Consider the following 20,770-nt stretch of genomic DNA (forward strand, 5'->3'; position numbering starts at 1 on the left):
ATTAAACCACGATGGCGCACGTCAATAAACAATTCGTATCATCGACTTAACTCGCTCGTGATCAATATGTGGCAAGCGACTCAAGCACCCAAACACTCATAACATATCTGCAGATAGCAAGGTTTCATCCATATATTCAACTGCATTTTGAACATTATCTAGAACACTCGGCTCTGAGTTAGCACATTTACGTCTAGATGTAACAATTGTTACAGTGATAACCTTCTCCACATTGAATTGTTACGTTATCTTTAATCTGCGCTCCTAAGTTTGAGTATCGGGTTACAAACATCATTGAGAGGTTTTTATGCGTCTAGCGATTATCGCATTAGCAGTGTCGTCTACACTGGCCATTCCAGCTGTTCAAGCCGAAGAGCAACAGCCTGGCTTCGAGAAAATCGAGATCATAGGCTCACGCATAGCGCTGCGCACAGCAACTGACAGTGTTGCTCCCGTAGACATTATCACTGCCGAGCAGCTCGAATCGACCGGCATGACTGAAACCGCTAAAGCACTGCAATTTGCTGCGCCAAGCTACAGCTTCCCATTTTCATCAGTAACAGATGGTTCTGATGCGGTGCGCCCCGCGAGTTTGCGCGGCCTGTCGCCCGACCACACCTTAGTGCTAGTGAACGGCAAACGTCGTCATGGCTCAGCGCTAGTGCATTTAAGTGGCACTGTGGGTAAAGGTTCATCTAACGTCGACTTAAACGCTATCCCTATGACGGCGATTAAGCGTATCGAAATCCTGCGTGATGGTGCCTCGGCACAATACGGCTCGGATGCCATTGCTGGCGTTATTAACGTGGTGCTTAAGGACAGCGACCAAGGCGGTAGCCTCTCGGCTCAAGCAGGGCAGACCTACATAGGTGATGGCGAGCAATGGCGTGTGGGTGTAAACCACGGCATAAGTTTAAGTAACGATGGCTTTGTGAATGTTTCACTAGAAGCCCATCATAAAGACAGCACTAACCGCGCCGGATTAGATGAACGCAAACAATACAATGATTTACCCGATGGCTCAGCCGATCCCCGCGAAGCGACATTCAACCGTAAGAGCCACCAGGTCGGTGATGCCGAATATGACAACTTAGGTCTATTTATCAACGCTGCCCAGCCCATCACAAAAGATGGCAAACTCTATGCGTTTGGTGGCATCAGCCAACGTGAGACTAAGTCAGGCGCCTTTTACCGCCGCGCACTCGACGCCCGTAACTTAACTGAAATCTATCCAGATGGTTTCTTGCCGCAAATCAATCCTAAAATTATCGATGCGTCCTTAGTGCTGGGGTATGAATTCAGCCTAGGCGAGTGGAATATTGATACTTCGGCAGGCCATGGTGAAAACTCATTTAACTACAATATTGTTAATACCTTAAACGCCTCTTTAGGCCCAGATAGCCCAACCGAGTTTGATGCAGGCACACTCACGACCCGTGAAACCAATCTTAATCTCGATGCCTCGCGCTACTTTGCCTTTGCTAATGATTCTGAAATCCTGTTTGCGACGGGAGTGTCGTGGCGCCAAAACGGCTATCAAATTGAAGCCGGTGAAACAGGTTCATACATCAATGGCGGTTATGACAACCGCGCGGCGGGTAGCCAAGGTTTCACTGGCTTTACCCCTGAGTCGCAAGTGGATGAAACCCGTGACAATACTGGCGTTTATGTCGAGCTTGAAAACCAGTTAACCAATGAGTTTTACTGGGCGGCGGCGCTACGTTACGAAAACTATTCTGACTTTGGTGGCAACACCAGTTGGAAGTTAGCGGGCCGTTACGACTTTACCGACAACTTAGCCCTGCGCGGCACTATCAATACTGGCTTTAGAGCGCCGAGTGTACAGCAACTGTACTTCAGCAATATCTCGACGCTGTTTAATCCCGATCCTGTGACGGGTCAGCTGGTGCCTATTGAATCTGGCACTTTCAACACCCTATCGCCAGTGACCAAAGCATTGGGTATTAATGAGTTAGATCCCGAACTATCCCAGTCATTTAGCTTAGGCTTGGTGTACACCAATGACACTGGCTTAGCACTGACATTAGATGCCTATCAAATCTCCATCGATGATCGCATTATTCTGTCGAGCTCAGTGACGCCTAATGATTCGCCCGCCGTAGCGGCCGCGTTAGCGGGCACCAATGCGGAATCGGCGCGCTTCTTTATCAACGCCGTCGATACCCGCACCCGTGGTGTTGACCTTGTGGTGAGCCAAGATTTTGATATCGGCTCTTGGGGTGATTTACGGGCGAACTTAGCCTATGCCTACAATAAGACTGAAATCCAAGATATTCATTTCCCAGAGATTTTAGACGGACTTGGCCCTAAACTGTTCGATAGCATAGAACAAACTCGCATGACCTCGGCGACGCCACATAACACAGGTAACTTGGGCTTAACCCACGAGCTAGGTGACTTTAAGACCAATATTCGCCTCAGTTACTTTGGCGATTACACTGTGGGTTACTCAACGGGTGATGTGAATTACAGCGATCAATGGGTGATGGATCTGTCGGTGAGATACGCAGCAACCGATGCGCTGAGTTTCACCGCTGGGGTACAAAACCTGTTTGATGTGTATCCAGAAAAACGCCCTGAGGACAATAACTTCGGAGGCATTTTCGTTTACCCATTAACCAACACCCCGTTTGGTTTTAATGGTGGCTACTATTTCTTAGAAGCTAAATACACTTACTAAGCACGTCTTAGCGAACGAAGTGACACTTGATATAAAAACAGGCCATGCAATGGCCTGTTTTTTTATGTCTAAAGATTATGTCCTAACGGCGACTATCTGATTATAATCTTTACAATTCACTCATTCACATCCGCCCTATCGAGTAACCGATGATCGTCGATACCTTAGCAAACCGCCATATTTATCAATCCCTAAGCCCTCGGCTTGCCACAGCATTAGCACATCTTGCCACCACAGACTTTAGTCAGCTGCCCGTAGGCAATTATCCCCTCGATGGCGACAATATTTTTGTGATAGTCAACGACTACCACACTAAGCATAGATCGACAGAACCCTTTGAAGTACATCAAAAATATATTGATGTGCAATATGTGTTCAGCGGTGAAGAAGAGTTTGGTTATTTGCCACTAGCGGACCAAACACCCTCAAAACCCTATTTTGACAAACACGATTACGCCGAGTTTGATTACGAGACAAACAAAGCCAATGCCTCTTATGTGCAACTCAAAGCGGGTATGTTTGCACTATTTTTCCCCGGCGATGTGCATATGCCTGGCACGGGCGATATTGCCACAGCAGTACGTAAAGTCGTGATAAAAGTAAAGATCTAACCCTTAAGCCATCTTTACCAAATCTCAGCTCGGGATTTTTAGCGTTATAGCGTCTTAAGCGCGCAGTGATATGCGCTTTGGCTATTTCCGAACCGAGCCAAATATTGCTAAAATTGTCACAAATTTAAAGGAGAGTCCCTGAAATGCCTATTTACGTTGTCGGTCACAAGATCCCCGATTCTGATTCAATCTGCGGTGCTATCGCGTTAGCCTATTTAAAAAACCAAATCGGTGAAGAAGCCATTGCCGCACGTTTAGGTGAATTATCACCCGAAACCGCTTTTATTCTAGAACGTTTCGGCTTCGAAGCACCGGAATACAAAACCAGCTACGCTGGCGAGCAAGTGTATATCGTTGACCATTCAGAACTGACTCAAGCACCGGATGATATCGCCCAAGCGACCATAGTCGGGATTGTCGATCACCATAAGCTTGGCGATCTGACCACAGATACCCCGTTAGAATGCTGGATCCGCCCAGTAGGTTGCAGCAACACAGTGATCAAGATGATGTTCGACTTTTACCAAGTCGCTATCCCTAAAAATATCGCTGGCATCATGATGTGCGCCATTCTGAGCGATACCGTGATTTTCAAATCACCGACTTGCACTACTGCCGACATTCGTTGCGTTGAAGCCTTAGCTGAAATCGCTGGTGTTGAAGATTTCAAAGAACTGGGCATGGAAATGTTCAAAGTGAAATCAGCCGTACAAGGCACGCCAGCACGCGACCTCGTTATGCGTGACTTTAAAGACTTCAACATGAACGGTAACTTAGTCGGTATCGGCCAGTTAGAAGTCATAGACCTGTCAGTATTTGACGATATCAAGGCCGAGTTAGAAGCCGATATCAAAGCACTAAAAGTGGAAGGTAACCGCCACAGCGTATTGCTACTGCTGACTGACATCATGAAAGAAGGCTCAGAGCTGTTAATCGTTTCTGACGACGCCGACTTGATCAATCGCGCCTATGGCAAGACTCCTGTCGATGGCAAAGTGTGGTTAGACGGTGTATTAAGTCGTAAGAAACAAGTTGTGCCACAACTGCAAGCCGCATTCGCATAGTCGTTTTATCGTCGCGACGGTAGTACTGATATTAAGGCCGAACTGAGTTCGGCCTTTTTTATATTTCAGGTAAAAGCTCATAACCCCTGCGTTACGTCTATTCACCGCCGCTAACTAAAACGGGCATGAAACTTTGCTCATAAATCTATCCAGCCAGATAAATTGGCGAGTATGATGAGCCAATCGTCCCAATGATTTGATCACTTTTATCCATGCCAGAAGCGTTACAACATATCATCACCGAACTCACCCCTTGGCTGCAGCAATACGGCTATGTGCTGCTATTTGCCGCGATTTCTGTCGAAGGTTTTGGCATTCCAGCGCCGGGGCAATCCTTATTGATTGTCGCCAGTTTATTAGCTGCCACAGGGCAAATGTCACTGCCATTGGTGTTGATCGTCGCTGCTTGCGCTGCACTCTGCGGTAACAGTTTGGGATATTTTATCGGTTGGCGCTTTGGTGATGTGTTGCTTAAGAAGGGCTGGATAAAACCGCAATTGGAAGACAAAATCCATGGCGTTATTGGTCAATATGGCATTGCCGCTTTAGTGCTGAGTCGTTTTGTTGAGGGATTAAAACAATTTATGTTTATCGGCTGCGGCTTGGCTAAAATGCCACTTAAGCAATTTGTGATAGGTAATGCCCTAGCCACCAGCATTTGGGTGGCACTTTTTGGATTAGGCCCAGTGTTAATCCGCGATGAAATTGCTCCTATGCTGACGTTTTACCATCAGCACAAATACCCCACATGGGCCATTGTCAGCCTAATACTCGCCGCGCTAATCACCTACACTTGGCGCAGGTGGCAAACCAGAAATCCGCAGTAAGCGATTTAGGATCTATTCTTCCGATTCCTTTTGAATTATCTCAATCACTTTATACCTTCAGTCTCAACCTTAGGTTGAGGCTTCGCGCCGTCATTTGGCTTGGCCTCAGGTTTTGCTTCTAGTTCTGGCGCTTTAATTGGCTCGGGCGGCGCCTCAGTAACGGCGGGCTTAGCTTGTTCCTGTGATACGTTTGGCTCCTGCAATGGTGCATTGACTTCAGGCGTCGGTGAGCCTTGTTCTTCAGGTAAAGGCTCGACAATTATCACTGGCTCTTGTGGCACTGGCGCTTCACCTTGTGTGGATGTTGCAGCTTCTGACTCTGGCGCTAAAGTACCGAGATCTTGGTTGGCGGGACTTTCCACCGCATGTTTAGGTAATTGATTTCGATACAAATCAATCATACTCATCACTTCAGACAAGGCTTTGGCATGATCCGGCGTCAAAATACCATTGTGCCCAGAGACGATTTCATCGGACACCGCCAGCACCCACACTGCCTGCATATTGGCATCGGGACAGGTTTGCACACTGCGGCGAGCCTGCAGACGAGCACGAATTTTCCAGCCAGAATGGGGCAAGGTCATCATACAGCCAGGAATTTGATCATGCGCCATCAAAGCCGACGGCATCTTCATTGGCGTAGTACAATTACCACCTGAGCATTTGTCGATATCGTGGGTAATCGCCCAAGAATTACCGACAGCACGCTCGCCATCCTTGATGTAATTGAAGGCTTCTTTCACCGCAAAATCGCCCTTCGACTGCAATACCACCATACTCGGTTTTTGCCTATCTAAGCTCACCAAGGTATCGAGTGGCTGATACTCCTTAGCGGGCACGGCAGGGTTTAACAGTAAGAATAAATTAGGATTATCCTGCTGATGATCGATAGCTGCCTTGATGCGATCTTTGCTGGCATGCAAAACAACTGCCCCGCCAAGACTATGACCAATTACGGTATAACGCAGCAGTTTATGCTCGGCGACTAAGCCATCGAGCTTATCAAGCAGTTGGGATAAACCTAGTTGACCTATGCGTTTAGCAACCCGTTTACGCTGTAAAATGGTAGGGAAATCTAAGGGTTCAATCCAGCTTTTCGCATCATCTGAGCCATCGAGCCAAAAGGGATCGTATTTATCGCCGCGCCAGCCAATATACAAACCCAATAAGTTGCGCTGCGTATCGGACGCCGCCATCTGCTGATAAAACTGCTCGAAGGCGATAAAGTTTTCATCTTTAGGCTCAGCACTATGGTGCCAGCCGTGGACAAAGATCAATAGTTCAGGGATCTGTGCAGGCTCTGGCTGGGATATGCGCGCCGCTAGACCTTGCCATTGCCTTCCGTCATGGGGCTGGCTTTGATCATTAAACTCAATCACATGGAAGTTTTGCTTCGCGATATCTGGTCCGGGAATGTGGTAAGCCTGATCTGGAATAAAAGGGAGTAAGACACAAAGCGACAACAACATTAAAAACAGTAACTTGTACTGGGTAAACTTTTTCAGGCTCATTTATAACAACATAATTAACGGCCAAGCTAGGCCAAAATAGACGTGCTGAAAGGGGCTAACAGCAAAAGTGCCGAAATTATACGCTAACCCCATTGACCCAGCTAGTGCCTAAATCGCTTTTCAACGCGGCAAATAAGCCGATTTAACGCCAAGTATCAGGCAGCGTAACTTGGCTCCACAGCTCTTTACATAGTGGCTGGCTATCGTGCCAATCGCCGCCATCAATCCATTTAACCAGCGCATCCCCAACCTGAGGATAGGCAATTGGACTAGGTGATGCCGTTTTCAGCCAGCGCTTCACGACGCTCACATCGAGACTCATCATGCTGTCTGCGGCCGCCAAGAGTTGCAGCGCCGCCACATTCGATAATTGCTCAAACTGGCCAATCAGTGGTTTCACTAACAGCTTTTTACCTAAGGTTAATGCTTCGCTGGCAAGCTCAAAGCCCGCATTGCCGATAACACCACCGCAGCTGGCAAGATGTTGCTTAAAGCCCTCACGATTAAAGCTATGCCACTTAATGTGTTCCGCAACTTGTCCCGTCGGCTGTTGGCTGTGATACACCAAAAACTGATAGTCACTAAAATGCGACAGGAAACGGGCAATCACATCCGCCTCCTCAAATGGCAAATACACTAAGATTTGATGCGTGTGTTCGAATGGGCTGGCATCCACTTCGACAAAAGGCGGCAAGATAGGGAAACCAAAGTGGTGCCAATGGCACCCCAGCGCGATATCCACAGGGGCAAAGTTATTGAGCAGCATTTCATTAAACCAAGTGCTACCGAGTTTCGGCACAGGATGAGTCAACGCCGCCTGATGGCTAATGCCAATGGATGGCACGCCTTGGCGCCGCGCCGCCCAAGCCGATACTGGCTCAAAGTCGTTGAGCACGAGATCGTAGCAACTGAGATCTAAGGCTTTAATATCTTTAAATAACGACAAGGACAAATTCTGCCGAACCGTTTGCGGCACATTCACGCGCCCGGAGTGAGTCGCAAACGTCATGCCCGCTTGTACGCGATAATCGCCAAAACACTCCATATCAAAAAACTGATCAGGCTTACGCCCCGAAAATAAAAAGTCCACTTCAATATCTCGTTTCATCAGTGCTTTAGCCATGACGCGTGCACGACTTAAGTGGCCATTCCCTGTGCCTTGAACTCCGTAGAGTATTCGCATTACGTATCCTTAAACTGATGAGTGAAGGAGAATTCCAACTAATGAGATGAAATGATTAACGTGCGTTTGCTTGAATTAAATCACCGGATGGACCAGTAATACTGCCCCCATCCCCAATGAGGCTCCCGCCAAAATATCTAAGGGATAATGCACGCCGAGTGCAATACGTGAGCCCCCTATGCTAAAAGCCCATAAAAACGCGATAGGAGCTGCAACGGGATAAACTTGCGCCACACTCATTGCCATCACAAAGGCGGCGGCCGTATGTCCCGACGGTAAACTAAAGCGATCCGATGGTTCAAAACCACTCTCAAATCCCACTAGCGCATGGCAAGGTCGTGTACGGCGAATGCTATTTTTCAACACTAAATACAGCGGCAACTCCATTAGAAAACTCGCTAACATCAAGTTGAATAAGGCCTGCCCTTGAGCGTGAGTCAACATCAAGCCCACGGACAAATATAAATACACATGCCCATCGCCACTCGCCGATACCCGCTTTGCATGGGCGTATAAACCATGACGTTGGGTAAAACTCACGATATGGCAAAACATTCGCTTATCTAAGTCTGCAACGTAACTCAACATAAAACAGGCTCCTTGCTGGCATGCCAGCGAGTTTTACTGCGATGTTAATCTGTGCATTCTCTCGACGACGCTTAGAGTGCTTGGTATCACGCAACCTACTCACCAAGGCCCTACTCACGTCACGATTGAATTTGTTATTTACTGTTTGCTGGCTAATTTACGGTTTGCTAATGGTCAAACCCGAATCGAATTAGCTAAAGTACTATTAGATAACTTGAGACTAAGAAAGACCTGTGACGGCTAAGTGACATATGCTCGAAGGTTTTATGACAAGAAGCATGGCTTGGGCTTTGATCTAGAAGGATTCTAGGGACGTTATGCTGGAGCTAAGGGATTTATTTAGGAATAGCGATAGGACTGAGACAAGATATTGTGTTGCTCTAAACGTGAATTCCAAGAGCAACACAATCAAATAAACTTAGGCTGCGGCGGAAGTATTCGCCTTAGCGCGGTAAATTTTCGTCAAATGGTAAATATTAATACAAGCAACAAACGCATTCATGCCAGCCACTGGCCAAGCAGAAATAAACACCCCATAAACAACAAACAGGGTACATCCCACAAAATTCAACCATCGCAACCAAATGATATTCTTCATCATTAGAGAGATCGCCACCATTACAGAGGCAAAATAACCAATAATTTCAATCGTATTTACAGCTTCCATAGGCACCTCTTGAAGGCCCTCTACCGTCCATAAGCGTAACGGGGGGTCCATGCCCCTAAAGCAAATTAAGTTAAGTAAGTTAATTTAAACTTGGGATATAATACCAAAGCACGCAACAGAGTTGTAATAAAAAACCGTTATTTAATGACTAATATCAAGTTTTACCGCATAACTTCTAAAGTGCGACGAAAATTTACTACAGATGTGTTAACAGCCCAATGGCAACAATACCGTGATTGATAACACTTTTCTTTTCAAGAATCCCTTTTATACTGGCGTAAACTCGCTAAACTGTACGCAACGCGGATCAATAGGAGTGTAAATATGGAATACAACACCTCAGAATTATGTGACATGTACTTAGATGTCGTAGATGTAGTCGAGCCCATGTTCAGTAACTACGGTGGTTGTAGCTCTTTTGGCGGTTCTATTAGCACCATCAAGTGCTTTGAAGACAACGGCCTAATCACCGAAGTCCTACAAGAGGATGGTCAAGGTAAAGTCTTACTCGTTGATGGCGGTGGCTCATTACGCCGTGCGCTGATCGATGGCGCTATCGCTGAACTTGCGGTTAGCAACAACTGGGAAGGCATTATCGTTTACGGTTCTGTACGCGATGTGGATGCATTGGAAGAGTTAGACATTGGTATTCAGGCTCTTGCCTCAATTCCAGTGGGTGCTGATGGCAATTCAGTGGGCGAAGTGGAAATTCCGGTCAATTTTGGCGGTGTGACTTTCTTACCCGGCGATCACATTTATGCTGATAACACAGGTGTGATTTTATCACCTGAACCACTCGACATTGAGTAATCTCACTGTTCAGCCAAGAAAGCCAGCTAAGCTGGCTTTTTTATTCACTATTTTCAGCGTTTCCCCATTGAATCCTCTCGCCACACTGGCCACAATAGCTCGACTCCGGCCGAATAAGAATATCAATCTATGCCTGAATTTATTCCCTTTACCCATACAGATATTGCCTCATTAGTCAGCCCAAGAACCGGCGAAACTAAGTTAGGCCAATGCGTCCATCTGGCTAATCACGAACACACGTTAGAGACCATACTCGCCACAGCCAAAGCCCACGGGGCAAACTTTGCTATTTTCGGCGTAGGCGAAGATATCGGCCCACGCGCCAATTTGGGCCGCGGCGGTGCGACCGATGCGTTCACAACCTGTATGCGCCAATGGCTCAATTTACAATCGAATCGTTTTCTTTCTGGCGCCGAATGCCTAGTGTTAGGCCAAGTGAACACCACCGATCTGCAGCAACAAACTACGAGCAATACAACAGATAACACTCACGTCACCTTAGATGAATTACGTGATGCGGTGGAGCAACTCGATGAGCGCGTTATCCGTGTCGTCAGTGCGATTTTAAAAGCGGGTTTAGAACCCATACTCATCGGCGGCGGCCACAACAATGCCTATGGTTTGTTGATGGCAACCTACGGCCACTACCAACGCCAAGTCGCCGCGGTGAATCTTGACCCTCATTCGGATTTTCGTCTGCTCGAAGGTCGTCACAGCGGCAATGGCTTTAGTTACGCAGCCGATCGCGGCGCCTTAGGTTGCTACCATGTACTGGGTTTACACGAGTTAAAAAACAGCGAAGCAAACCTAAGCCAACTCAGCGAATTTGGGGGAACTTGGCATAGCTTGCAACAAATTTGGGTTCGCCGTGAAATCAGCCTTAACCAAGCTTTACTTGAAATCGCCGCCAAACTAAATGACACAGGTTTACCCGTAGGATTAGAACTTGACGTAGATGCTATCGCTAAAATGCCCAGTAGCGCTTCAACCGCTGCAGGTGTGCCATTGCTCGATGCGGCGCATTATGTCAGCTATATCGCCCGCCACTGCCCATGCGCTTATTTGCATTTAGCCGAGGCTGCACCAAGTTGCCACGAAGCGGGAATTGAAGCCGGATTCAGGGATGTAGGCCAAAGCCTCAGCGAGCTTATCTACGCTTATGTGCAGGCTCGCATGCAATTTTTGGCACAATGAATATAACCAGTTGCCCCCAACTGGGCGCTAAGCTATTCACCAAATCCTGATATTGTGGTCTAATGCCTGTCCATTTTACGTGGTCGCTAAGCACTTAATCCTACGACTGCTAGGGAGTGCCTCAAGCTAAGGCATTGCAGTTAGTTTACTAGCTCGATCACAGAGTGATAGATCAAAGATTCAGCAAATGCAGGCGATGGCTTACACTCGCAACTAATACATTGCAAAACAATAGGAACACATTGATGTCTGAGGGCGAATCTAAAAGTACCCACTTTGGTTACAAAACTGTAGAGGCCGATAAAAAGGCTGAACTCGTTGCCGGCGTGTTTCATTCTGTTGCCGCTAAGTACGACATAATGAACGATGTGATGTCCTTCGGCATTCACCGTTTTTGGAAACGTTACACCATTGAAGTCTCTGGCGCCCGCCCTGGCATGAAAGTGCTCGATTTGGCCGGCGGTACAGGTGACTTAACCGCAAAATTCTCTCACTTAGTGGGCGATAAAGGTGAAGTGGTTTTAGCTGACATTAACGATTCCATGTTAAAAGTCGGGCGCACTAAACTGCGCGACAAGGGCATAGTCAACAATGTCAGTTATGTGCAAGCCAACGCCGAAGCACTGCCGTTTCCCGATAACCACTTCGACATCATTACCATCGCCTTTGGTCTGCGTAACGTGACCGATAAAGATGCGGCGCTGCGTTCAATGAACCGCGTGCTTAAGCCCGGTGGCAAGTTATTAGTGCTAGAGTTCTCTAAGCCTCAGCATGAAATCATGCGTAAAGTGTATGATTTATATAGCTTCAAAGTCTTACCTAAGATGGGTGAGCTCATCACTAAAGATGCCGACAGCTACGAGTATCTGGCTGAATCGATCCGCATGCACCCAGATCAAGACACATTAAAACAAATGATGGTTGATGCAGGCTTTGAACAAGTCGACTACACCAACATGACCGACGGCATTGTCGCATTGCACCGTGGTTATAAATTCTAATGATGCCGCAAGAAGTTGTGCTGCTTGCCTGCGCCGCAATTGAAACGGGCCTGAAAAAACTTCAGGCCCAAGCGGGCGACGATTATTCGCGCCAGCGCCAGTTGCATGGCAAAGTGTTTCGTATCCAATTATCGCAGCTCAGCTGGCCATTCTATTTAGTGTTTGCCAAAGAGATCCAAGTACTGAGCCGCTATGAAGGCGATGTCGATGTCAGTCTACATGCCGATGCGACGACGCTTTATCGCGTGTCCGAAGGCGCAAACCTGACTGAACTAATCAAGCAAGATAAACTCAAGCTTGAGGGCGATCTCAATTTATTACAAAGCTTTAGCCAATATCTACGCGGTATCGAATTTGACTTTGCCGAGCCAATATCCCGTTATTTAGGTGATGGTCCCACTCACAAACTCATCTGTTCTAGCCATCAGGCAAAAGACTTTGCACTCGAAGTGTTGCGTAAAACCCGCTCCCACTTAGGGCAACTCGCAGTTGAAGAGTATCGCCTCGCACCGCACCCAATTGAGTTACTTCATTTTCGCGATCAAATGGATGATTTAGTTGCCGATACCCGCGCGATTGAACAACGGATTGCCCAATTAAGAGACCAAATTAAGCCATGACCCTTGCCAGTATCCGCCGTGGTTACCATGTCATCAAGACCTTGCTTCAGTACGGGTTAGATGACGTATTGCCGCCAAAGATGACACCTTGGTACTTTAAACTCGCCCGTAATAGTCTGTTCTGGATCCGCAATAAGCATAAGAATAAGCCCGGTGGCGAACGCTTAAAATTGGCGATGCAGGAACTCGGCCCCGTTTATATTAAGCTTGGGCAAATGCTCTCGACCCGCCGCGATTTACTCAGCGATGAATGGGCCAGTGAATTGGCCATGCTGCAGGACAAGGTGCCGCCCTTTGATGGCGCGCTTGCTCGCCAAGCAATTGAAGCTGAACTAAAAGCACCAATTGAATCCCTATTCGATGACTTTAATGAAACACCGCTGGCCTCAGCCTCTATTTCGCAGGTGCATACCGCGACCCTGAAATCTAACGGCAAAGACGTCGTACTTAAGGTGCTACGGCCGAATGTAGAAGCTAAAATTCAGGCCGATCTGCAGTTGATGTCGCAAACGGCCAAGGTCATCGATTATCTCCTCGGTGAAGGTAATCGGCTGCGCCCTGCTGAAGTGATTGAAGATTACCGCGTGACCATTTTAGGCGAGTTAAACCTTAAGCTCGAAGCCTTAAATGCAGTCAAGCTACGCAATAACTTCCTCGACTCAGATGCGCTCTATGTGCCTTATGTGTATGAAGAGTTTTGCTATCCGCGCCTAATGGTGATGGAGCGCATTTACGGAATTTCGGTCTCGGATATTGCCGCCCTTAAAGCGCAAGGCACCAACTTTAAGTTATTGGCTGAGCGTGGTGTAGAGCTGTTTTTCACCCAAGTGTTCCGTGATAACTTTTTCCATGCCGACATGCATCCGGGCAATATCTTTATTTCCCGCGATCATCCCGAGAACCCTTACTACATTGGCCTCGATTGCGGCATCATGGGCACACTCAGCGAAGTGGATAAACGCTATCTCGCCGAGAATTTCCTCGCCTTCTTTAATCGCGATTATCACCGAATCGCCCAACTCTATATTGAGTCTGGCTGGGTGTCTGAAAAAACCGATCTACAAGCTTTTGAACAGGCGATCAAAGTGGTGTGTGAACCTATGTTCAACAAACCACTCGATGAGATCTCCTTTGGCCATGTGTTGCTGGAACTATTCCGTACCGCACGCCACTTCGATATCGTGGTACAGCCGCAATTAGTATTGCTAGAAAAAACCTTACTCTATATCGAAGGCTTAGGTCGTCAGCTGTATCCGCAGTTGGATTTATGGCAAACCGCTAAACCGTTTTTAGAGCAGTGGATGGCCGACCAAGTGGGTCCTAAGGCTATGTTTAAAAAGGTATCCACAAAACTGCCATATTGGGCTGATAAACTACCAGAATTCCCTGAACTGATTTACGATAACCTTAAATTAGGCAGGAAATTGCTGAGTTCTCAGCAACAAATGCTAGATAAGTATTTGAAATACCAGCAGCAGGCACACAAGAGTAACTACTTGCTTATCACTTCTGCAGTTTTATTGATCTGTGGCACGTTATTGATCAATAGAGACGCTACACTATGGACCCCTTATGTTTGTCTAATTTCAGGCATTATATTGTGGTTTGTCGGATGGCGATCTAGGCCAAAGAATCGCAAATTTTAGCTAGCACTAATTAATCATAGGTTCATAATAGAACCGATATCAATTAAGAGGATACCTTCATGGGTGGTATTAGTATTTGGCAACTTCTTATCGTTGCGTTAATCGTTGTTTTGTTGTTTGGAACTAAGAAATTACGCTCTTTGGGCGGCGATTTAGGTGGTGCGGTGAAAGGCTTCAAAAACGCCATGTCTTCAGAAGAAGATAAAAAGGCATTAGAAGACACCGAAGCGGCTAAAACAGCACAAACGACTCAACAGGCGACTGAAAAGAAACCTGAGTCTAACAAAGAACAGGCGTAACTCTTTATGTTTGACGGTATCGGCTTTATGGAGCTGCTGCTGATCGGTGTTTTGGGGCTAGTGGTTCTTGGCCCCGAACGTCTACCGGTTGCGGTACGTTCGGTAACGAGTTGGATCCGTGCGATGAAACGCATGGCAAACTCGGTAAAAGAAGAACTTGAGCAGGAGTTGAAGATCGAGCAGTTGCATGCCGATCTAAAAAAAGCTGAGAGTAAAGGTTTATCTAACCTCTCGCCGGAACTCAAAGAGTCTATTGAACAACTGAAGCAAGCGGCACAGTCAGTGAACCGTCCTTATCAAGTTCAGGACCCGGTCAAAGACACGCCTGCGTCAGAGAATCAAATACATTCTCCAGTTGCGGGCACAGTTCACACTAGTTCAGCTCAAGCGAGCCCAGCTAATCCGGCTGCCACAGTAGAGGCGAGTCCAACATCGGCATCTCCCACTACGCCAAATGAGCCAACTCAGGGCGCGGATACCCGTTCTAACCCGAAAGCCAACGGATAATTCATGTCGCAACAGCAGCCACTTATCAGCCATTTGCTTGAACTTAGGTCCAAGCTGCTAAAATCCATTGCCAGCGTGTTATTAGTGTTCATTTGCAGCGTGTACTGGGCAAATGACATTTACCATTATATGGCAATACCTTTAATGCAATCTTTACCCCTTGGTGGCAGCATGATTGCGACTGATGTCGCAGCCCCTTTCTTCGCGCCTTTTAAATTGACCTTAGTATTATCGTTTTTTGTCGCAGTGCCCTATGTGTTGTTCCAGATCTGGTCTTTTGTCGCACCGGGTTTATACAAGCATGAAAAACGTTTAGTGATGCCTCTGCTGTTTAGCAGCACCTTATTGTTTTATCTCGGCATCGCCTTCGCTTATTACATAGTGTTCCCCGTCGTTTTTGGCTTCTTCGCCAATACTGCACCTGAGGGTGTACAAGTCGCGACTGACATTACCAGTTACCTTGATTTCGTCTTGAAGCTGTTCTTTGCCTTCGGCCTGTCCTTTGAAATCCCTATTGCCGTTGTTTTACTCTGTTGGGCGGGCGTGACAACACCTGAAGATCTCAAGCAAAAACGTCCTTATATCGTTGTGGGCGCTTTCGTTGTAGGCATGTTATTAACCCCACCGGATGTAATTTCCCAGACTATGCTTGCGGTACCAATGCTGTTATTGTTCGAAGGCGGTTTATTAGCGGCTCGTTTCTACAGTAAGCAAGGTGATGACGAGTCAGACGAAGATAGCGAACAAACAAACGACTAACGTCCTCGATGGCGTTAGGGGAATAATATAATAAGGAACATTCTCATGCGCTTAACTCTTATGGCAGCAGCAATTATGCTGGTATCAGTCCAAGCAAATGCCAGCATTGAACAACAGTTAACCCAATGTGCTGCAACCGCCGATAAACTCGACCGCTTAATTTGTTATGACAAGCTAGCCGAGAGTGTCAAAGGCGTAACCCCAGCCTTGGCGAGCACTCAAGTTGCGCCAGCGACTGTAGCGACCGTTGTAGCCCCGACTGCTGTAGCAGTAGCGGCCACCGCACCACAAGCGGCAGCGGCTAATATTGTCGATGACTTTGGAATGGAAGCTAAGCGCGTTCAAGAGAATACTGTCGATAAAATTTATCTTGAAGTACAGTCTATTACAGAAGATCCCTACGGTGCTATCAAAGTAACATTCACTAACGGTCAGGTATGGAAACAAACTGACGGCCGTAAGTTCAGCCTAAAGCAAGGCGAAAAAGTCTACATTGAAAAAGCAGCCCTAGGCTCTTTCTTAATGGGTACTGATAATCGCAATGCTAAAGCACGGGTGAAACGCCTAAACTAATGCCCTCATACATAGATATCGCTGTCAATTTACTTGGCAGCGCACTCGAACCAGACACAGCATCAATAATACAAGCGGCGGCGGACCAAGGGGTTTCGCCGTTAATTGTTATTGGCAGCGATTTATCTGAAAGTGCAGCAGCAATTGCTATCTGCGAACAATATCCTAATCAACTTTATTGTACTGCTGGTGTGCATCCTCACCATGCCAGTGGCTGGCAAGCAGACTCAAGCAAGCGACAAGCCGAACTCTGCCAAGCACCACAAGTGGTTGCCGTTGGCGAATGTGGCTTAGACTACAATCGTGATTTCTCTCCTCGACCCATACAGCGCCAAGCATTTATTGCCCAACTCGCCTTAGCGGCTGAATTGCAAATGCCCGTGCTGATGCACGAACGTGATGCTCACGCAGACTTTATTGCAATCCTGCGGGAATATCGCCCGCAGCTTAGTGGCGCGCTTTTGCATTGTTTCACTGGCACTCACGCCCAAATGGAAGCCTATATCGACCTCGATTTACACTTAGGCATTACAGGCTGGGTTTGCGATGAAAGACGCGGCCAAGAATTGGCGCAGCTGGTGCCATTTATCCCACAGAATCGTATTTTAATCGAAACAGATAGCCCGTACTTATTGCCTCGTAGCATGCGGCCTAAACCTAAATCGAGTAAGAACAAGCCCGAATATCTCCCCTATATTGCGAACTATATTGCAAATCTGCGCGGTGAAAGCGCTGATGAGTTTGCAGCGCGTTGCTACCAGAATAGCTTAGCCTTTTTTAATTTGGACCGAGTCCATGCTTAAACGGAACTCGTCACTTATTCTCTTACTGTGGCTGTGGATGTGTTCAACATCTTCATTCGCAACCCTATTAAGCATTGATGAATCCACAACGACACCGCTAAACCTTACACCTTGGTTGATGGTGAGCCACCCAGCTTCGGCGAAGGAGTTTACCGAGATCCAAGCCTTGCCAAAAACGGATTGGCATAACTTCACCAGTAAAGACATTCAAAAACTCAGCGGCCATGATTTTTGGCTCAGTTTCAGCTTAACCAGCCCAGACGATGCACTTTCACGTATTTTAGCGTTAGATAATCCCCTGTTAGACAAGGTCACTATCTACCATTTAATCAATAATAAGCTCGCTAATACTGTGCTAATGGGCGACACCTTTCCCTATAACGAACGACCATTTTTGAGCAATATCTTCCTGTATCCATTTAAACTCAACATGGATGATACCCATACTTTTTATTTGCATATTCAAACTGAAGGCAGCGCTGCGATATCGTTAAACCTCTGGTCATCTAATGACTTAGCCCAGATTGCCGAATCCACCGCCGTCGAACATGGCTTTCAACTCGGCGTACTGGCCGCGATTGGTATCTTTAGCCTCTTTATTGCCATTGCATCGGGCTCATTCAGTTACAGCTATTATTCCGGCTACGTGCTCAGCATGACCTTGCTAGTCGCTACCATCAACGGTTTTGCCTTTCGATTCCTCTGGCCAAATTGGCCGATATTACAGCAAGTTATGGTGCCATTTTTACTGCCAATCGTTATGGCGTTTGCGCTGATGTTTACCGAAAAAATATTACAGCTCAAATATTTAAACCGCCGCATGCTATTAACTTGCCGCTACAGCGCTGTGTATATCCTCTGTGTTGGACTCACCACACCATTTATCCAATATGGCACAGCGCTCTATATCGAGATCATTTCCGTTGCAGTGCTCAGCCTAGTCCTGATGGTCTTTGCCATTAGTCAGGCTATCAATGGCCATAAACTGGCACGTATGTACACTATTGGCTGGGTGAGTATGCTGACAGGAGCTTGCATCAGTAGCTTGCTATATCTCAGCGTGATTGACCTCAACTTAAAACCGCAAACCCCTGTCATGCTCGGCCTGACATTTGAAATCATCTTTATGTCTTTGGTACTTGCCATCCGTTATAACGATGAGCGCAAAGCTAAACTGCGTATCCAGCAAGAAGCCTTGAAACAAGCACAGAAAATTCGTAGTGCGCGGGAAGAAGCCCTAAAATCAGAAGCCGAGAGCAATGAGAAACTCGAACAAATGGTACAAGAGCGTACTTTAGAACTTGAAATCACCCTCAGAGAATTGCATGAGGTGAATCAAAAGCTCACCGAACAAAGCACTATCGACAGTTTAACTGGGGTCAAAAACCGCAGTGCTTTCGATAAACGTTTGATTGCAGAAAGCAGGATCAGTCGCAGGCAAGAAACACCAATAGCCCTGTTGATGCTCGATATCGATCGCTTCAAGCTGATCAACGATAGATTCGGCCATCTTGCAGGCGATGAAGCCTTACGAACCATTGCCCAAACATTACAGCAACATTTAAAGCGGCCAACGGATCTCGTATCACGTTATGGAGGCGAGGAGTTTGCTATCATCCTGCCTAATACAGCAGAAGATGGTGCACTCCAAGTCGCTGAAACGATAAGAGACGCAGTTGCATCTATCAATTTCGAATGGGAAGGTGTAGCGATACCTTTGACTATCAGTATCGGAGTCAGTGCCGATATCGTCACTAACGATCAACACAGCACCAAATTATTAGAACAAGCGGATAAAGCCCTCTACCAAGCGAAAAATGGTGGACGTAATCAAGTCAGCTTATTTTCATCAGTTCAAGCAGGACCAGTACCTAATTAGGAGTCAAATGTGAATATCATTACCAGTGCCTTCCCTCAGCGTAGAATGCGCCGCATGCGTAAACATGATTTTAGCCGTCGTCTCATGGCTGAAAATCAGCTGACGGTCAACGACCTGATTTATCCCATGTTTGTTCTAGAAGGCACCAATCGCAGTGAAAAGATCGCCTCTATGCCAGGTATTGAACGTTACTCAATCGATTTACTACTAAAAGAAGCCGAAGAACTGGTTGAGTTAGGCATCCCATTAATTGCGCTCTTCCCTGTGACGCCTGCAGAGAAAAAGACCTTAATGGCAGAAGAAGCTTATAATGCCGATGCCTTAGTGCAACGTGCTGTACGTGAGCTTAAAAAAGCCTTTCCACAGCTTGGCATCATGACAGACGTAGCATTGGACCCCTTCACCACTCATGGTCAAGACGGCATCATAGATGAGACTGGCTACATCCTAAACGACATCACTACCGAGATTTTAGTGAAGCAAGCATTATCACACGCCGAAGCCGGTGCAGACATAGTTGCACCGTCAGACATGATGGATGGCCGCATAGGCGCTATTCGCCAAGCCTTAGAAGCAGCAGGCCACGTAAACACCCAAATAATGGCTTACTCAGCAAAATACTCTTCGAGCTACTACGGCCCATTTCGTGACGCAGTAGGCTCAGCAGGTAATCTCAAAGGTGGCAACAAACACAGCTACCAGATGGATCCAGCAAACAGTGACGAAGCTCTGCATGAAGTCGCACTCGATATTCAAGAAGGTGCCGACATGGTTATGGTTAAGCCAGGCATGCCGTATTTAGATATAGTGCACCGCGTTAAAACTGAACTTGCCGTGCCAACATTCGCCTATCAAGTCAGTGGTGAATACGCCATGCACATGGCCGCCATCCAAAATGGTTGGTTAGCCGAAAAAGCCATCGTCATGGAATCTCTACTTTGCTTTAAGCGCGCAGGCGCAGACGGTATTTTAACTTACTTCGCTAAACGTGCCGCACAGTGGCTGAAAGAAGCTTAGACCTCGCGATAGCTGTGTATAAATTGAAGAAAGCAGCCTTATGGCTGCTTTTTTGTATCTAGCCATTGATAACTATCGAGACTAAATCAGCACATTTGGAGTTATGGAGAGAGTAACCGGAGACAAACCTATAGCAACTTAATGAATTAACTGGTCAGAACATTTCACTGGCTAGTACACAACTCTATCACTCTTACTTTCCTCTCATTCCATGCGATAGAACACTGCTCGACAATGTCGCCATAGCCACTAACACGACGATTGGCCAACGCATTTTGACGCAGTCATTGCCATACCGGCTCCATCAGATTCAACTCCGGTGAATAATACCATTCCGCATTGAAGTCTGATCTAATAGCAAGCAACCCAACAGCTTAAAATTGGATTATGAAACCTGAAACTGCTGAAAGTCTGCTTAGCCTCTCCAAAAGAGAAAAAAATCCGCATAAGCGCATGCGATTGCTCGCTGTATCGCTATTTTTGCAATGCCATAACCGCACTCAGGTGGCA

20 protein-coding genes and 1 pseudogene are annotated in these 20,770 nt (G+C 46.9%); 16 read left to right on the forward strand and 5 right to left on the reverse strand.

All coding sequences use genetic code 11. The annotated features are described in order from the left end of the window. The first annotated feature begins 307 nt into the window (after positions 1 to 307). The 4 genes from K5Q99_RS14585 to K5Q99_RS14600 all read left to right on the forward strand — a co-directional run bounded on the left by K5Q99_RS14585 (position 308) and on the right by K5Q99_RS14600 (position 5,203). Entirely contained in the window at positions 308 to 2,701 is a 2,394-nt protein-coding gene (locus K5Q99_RS14585; protein WP_220777261.1) for a TonB-dependent receptor plug domain-containing protein, read from the forward strand. A 149-nt stretch (positions 2,702 to 2,850) separates the two neighbouring features. Beyond that, positions 2,851 to 3,312, forward strand: a complete 462-nt coding sequence (locus K5Q99_RS14590; protein ID WP_220777262.1) for a NanQ anomerase/TabA/YiaL family protein — start codon at positions 2,851 to 2,853, stop codon at positions 3,310 to 3,312. A gap of 143 nt (positions 3,313 to 3,455) precedes the next feature. Then, positions 3,456 to 4,376, forward strand: coding sequence for a manganese-dependent inorganic pyrophosphatase (locus tag K5Q99_RS14595; RefSeq protein ID WP_220777263.1), 921 nt, complete (start codon positions 3,456 to 3,458; stop codon positions 4,374 to 4,376). Between the two features lie 212 nt (positions 4,377 to 4,588). Continuing rightward, positions 4,589 to 5,203, forward strand: coding sequence for a DedA family protein (locus tag K5Q99_RS14600; protein ID WP_220777264.1), 615 nt, complete (start codon positions 4,589 to 4,591; stop codon positions 5,201 to 5,203). 44 nt (positions 5,204 to 5,247) lie between these two features. Here the strand turns inward: K5Q99_RS14600 and K5Q99_RS14605 are convergent, their stop codons facing one another. The 4 genes from K5Q99_RS14605 to K5Q99_RS14620 all read right to left on the reverse strand — a co-directional run bounded on the left by K5Q99_RS14605 (position 5,248) and on the right by K5Q99_RS14620 (position 9,152). Further along, the gene (locus K5Q99_RS14605; protein WP_220777265.1) at positions 5,248 to 6,714 is read right to left on the reverse strand and encodes a thioesterase; all 1,467 of its coding nucleotides are present in this window, start codon (positions 6,712 to 6,714) and stop codon (positions 5,248 to 5,250) included. 142 nt (positions 6,715 to 6,856) lie between these two features. Then, positions 6,857 to 7,897: an MJ1255/VC2487 family glycosyltransferase gene (locus K5Q99_RS14610; protein WP_220777266.1), complete on the reverse strand. Its 1,041-nt coding sequence runs from the start codon at positions 7,895 to 7,897 to the stop codon at positions 6,857 to 6,859. Positions 7,898 to 7,972: 75 nt separating this feature from the next. Next, positions 7,973 to 8,485 carry a phosphatase PAP2 family protein gene (locus tag K5Q99_RS14615; protein WP_220777267.1) on the reverse strand — a complete coding sequence of 171 codons (513 nt, stop codon included), beginning with the start codon at positions 8,483 to 8,485 and terminating at the stop codon, positions 7,973 to 7,975. A gap of 418 nt (positions 8,486 to 8,903) precedes the next feature. After that, the gene (locus K5Q99_RS14620) at positions 8,904 to 9,152 is read right to left on the reverse strand and encodes a uroporphyrinogen decarboxylase (RefSeq protein WP_220777268.1); all 249 of its coding nucleotides are present in this window, start codon (positions 9,150 to 9,152) and stop codon (positions 8,904 to 8,906) included. 324 nt (positions 9,153 to 9,476) lie between these two features. Here K5Q99_RS14620 and rraA point away from each other — a divergent pair, with 324 nt between their 5' ends. The 12 genes from rraA to hemB all read left to right on the forward strand — a co-directional run bounded on the left by rraA (position 9,477) and on the right by hemB (position 20,260). Then, complete coding sequence (gene rraA / locus K5Q99_RS14625) at positions 9,477 to 9,962, forward strand: ribonuclease E activity regulator RraA (protein WP_006083324.1); 486 nt, start codon at positions 9,477 to 9,479, stop codon at positions 9,960 to 9,962. Positions 9,963 to 10,091: 129 nt separating this feature from the next. Further along, the gene (locus tag K5Q99_RS14630; RefSeq protein WP_220777269.1) at positions 10,092 to 11,156 is read left to right on the forward strand and encodes a formimidoylglutamase; all 1,065 of its coding nucleotides are present in this window, start codon (positions 10,092 to 10,094) and stop codon (positions 11,154 to 11,156) included. Between the two features lie 245 nt (positions 11,157 to 11,401). Continuing rightward, positions 11,402 to 12,157: a bifunctional demethylmenaquinone methyltransferase/2-methoxy-6-polyprenyl-1,4-benzoquinol methylase UbiE gene (ubiE, locus tag K5Q99_RS14635; protein ID WP_006083326.1), complete on the forward strand. Its 756-nt coding sequence runs from the start codon at positions 11,402 to 11,404 to the stop codon at positions 12,155 to 12,157. Next, positions 12,157 to 12,777, forward strand: coding sequence for a ubiquinone biosynthesis accessory factor UbiJ (locus K5Q99_RS14640; protein ID WP_220777270.1), 621 nt, complete (start codon positions 12,157 to 12,159; stop codon positions 12,775 to 12,777). The genes ubiE and K5Q99_RS14640 overlap by 1 nt, the downstream gene beginning before the upstream one ends. After that, the gene (gene ubiB, locus K5Q99_RS14645; protein WP_106649234.1) at positions 12,774 to 14,423 is read left to right on the forward strand and encodes a ubiquinone biosynthesis regulatory protein kinase UbiB; all 1,650 of its coding nucleotides are present in this window, start codon (positions 12,774 to 12,776) and stop codon (positions 14,421 to 14,423) included. The genes K5Q99_RS14640 and ubiB overlap by 4 nt, the downstream gene beginning before the upstream one ends. A 59-nt stretch (positions 14,424 to 14,482) precedes the next feature. After that, entirely contained in the window at positions 14,483 to 14,722 is a 240-nt protein-coding gene (tatA, locus tag K5Q99_RS14650; protein ID WP_006083329.1) for a Sec-independent protein translocase subunit TatA, read from the forward strand. Between the two features lie 6 nt (positions 14,723 to 14,728). Beyond that, positions 14,729 to 15,229, forward strand: coding sequence for a Sec-independent protein translocase protein TatB (gene tatB, locus K5Q99_RS14655; RefSeq protein WP_220777271.1), 501 nt, complete (start codon positions 14,729 to 14,731; stop codon positions 15,227 to 15,229). Positions 15,230 to 15,232: 3 nt separating this feature from the next. Next, entirely contained in the window at positions 15,233 to 15,988 is a 756-nt protein-coding gene (tatC, locus tag K5Q99_RS14660) for a twin-arginine translocase subunit TatC (protein ID WP_106649233.1), read from the forward strand. Positions 15,989 to 16,033: 45 nt separating this feature from the next. Continuing rightward, positions 16,034 to 16,561 (forward strand): hypothetical protein, encoded by a 528-nt coding sequence (locus tag K5Q99_RS14665; protein WP_106649232.1) that lies wholly within the window; start codon positions 16,034 to 16,036, stop codon positions 16,559 to 16,561. After that, on the forward strand, positions 16,561 to 17,364 hold the full coding sequence (locus tag K5Q99_RS14670) for a TatD family hydrolase (RefSeq protein ID WP_220777272.1): 804 nt from the start codon (positions 16,561 to 16,563) through the stop codon (positions 17,362 to 17,364). The genes K5Q99_RS14665 and K5Q99_RS14670 overlap by 1 nt, the downstream gene beginning before the upstream one ends. Then, on the forward strand, positions 17,357 to 19,243 hold the full coding sequence (locus tag K5Q99_RS14675; RefSeq protein WP_220777273.1) for a sensor domain-containing diguanylate cyclase: 1,887 nt from the start codon (positions 17,357 to 17,359) through the stop codon (positions 19,241 to 19,243). Before K5Q99_RS14670 ends, K5Q99_RS14675 begins: the two co-directional genes overlap by 8 nt. Positions 19,244 to 19,252: 9 nt before the next feature. Continuing rightward, positions 19,253 to 20,260: a porphobilinogen synthase gene (hemB, locus tag K5Q99_RS14680; protein ID WP_006087116.1), complete on the forward strand. Its 1,008-nt coding sequence runs from the start codon at positions 19,253 to 19,255 to the stop codon at positions 20,258 to 20,260. Between the two features lie 164 nt (positions 20,261 to 20,424). Here hemB and K5Q99_RS14685 read toward each other — a convergent pair. After that, positions 20,425 to 20,586 (reverse strand): annotated as a pseudogene (locus tag K5Q99_RS14685) (IS630 family transposase); the annotation flags it as partial. Positions 20,587 to 20,770: the final 184 nt, after the last annotated feature.

It is taken from the genome of Shewanella hafniensis (assembly GCF_019655335.1).
GTDB lineage: Bacteria > Pseudomonadota > Gammaproteobacteria > Enterobacterales > Shewanellaceae > Shewanella > Shewanella hafniensis.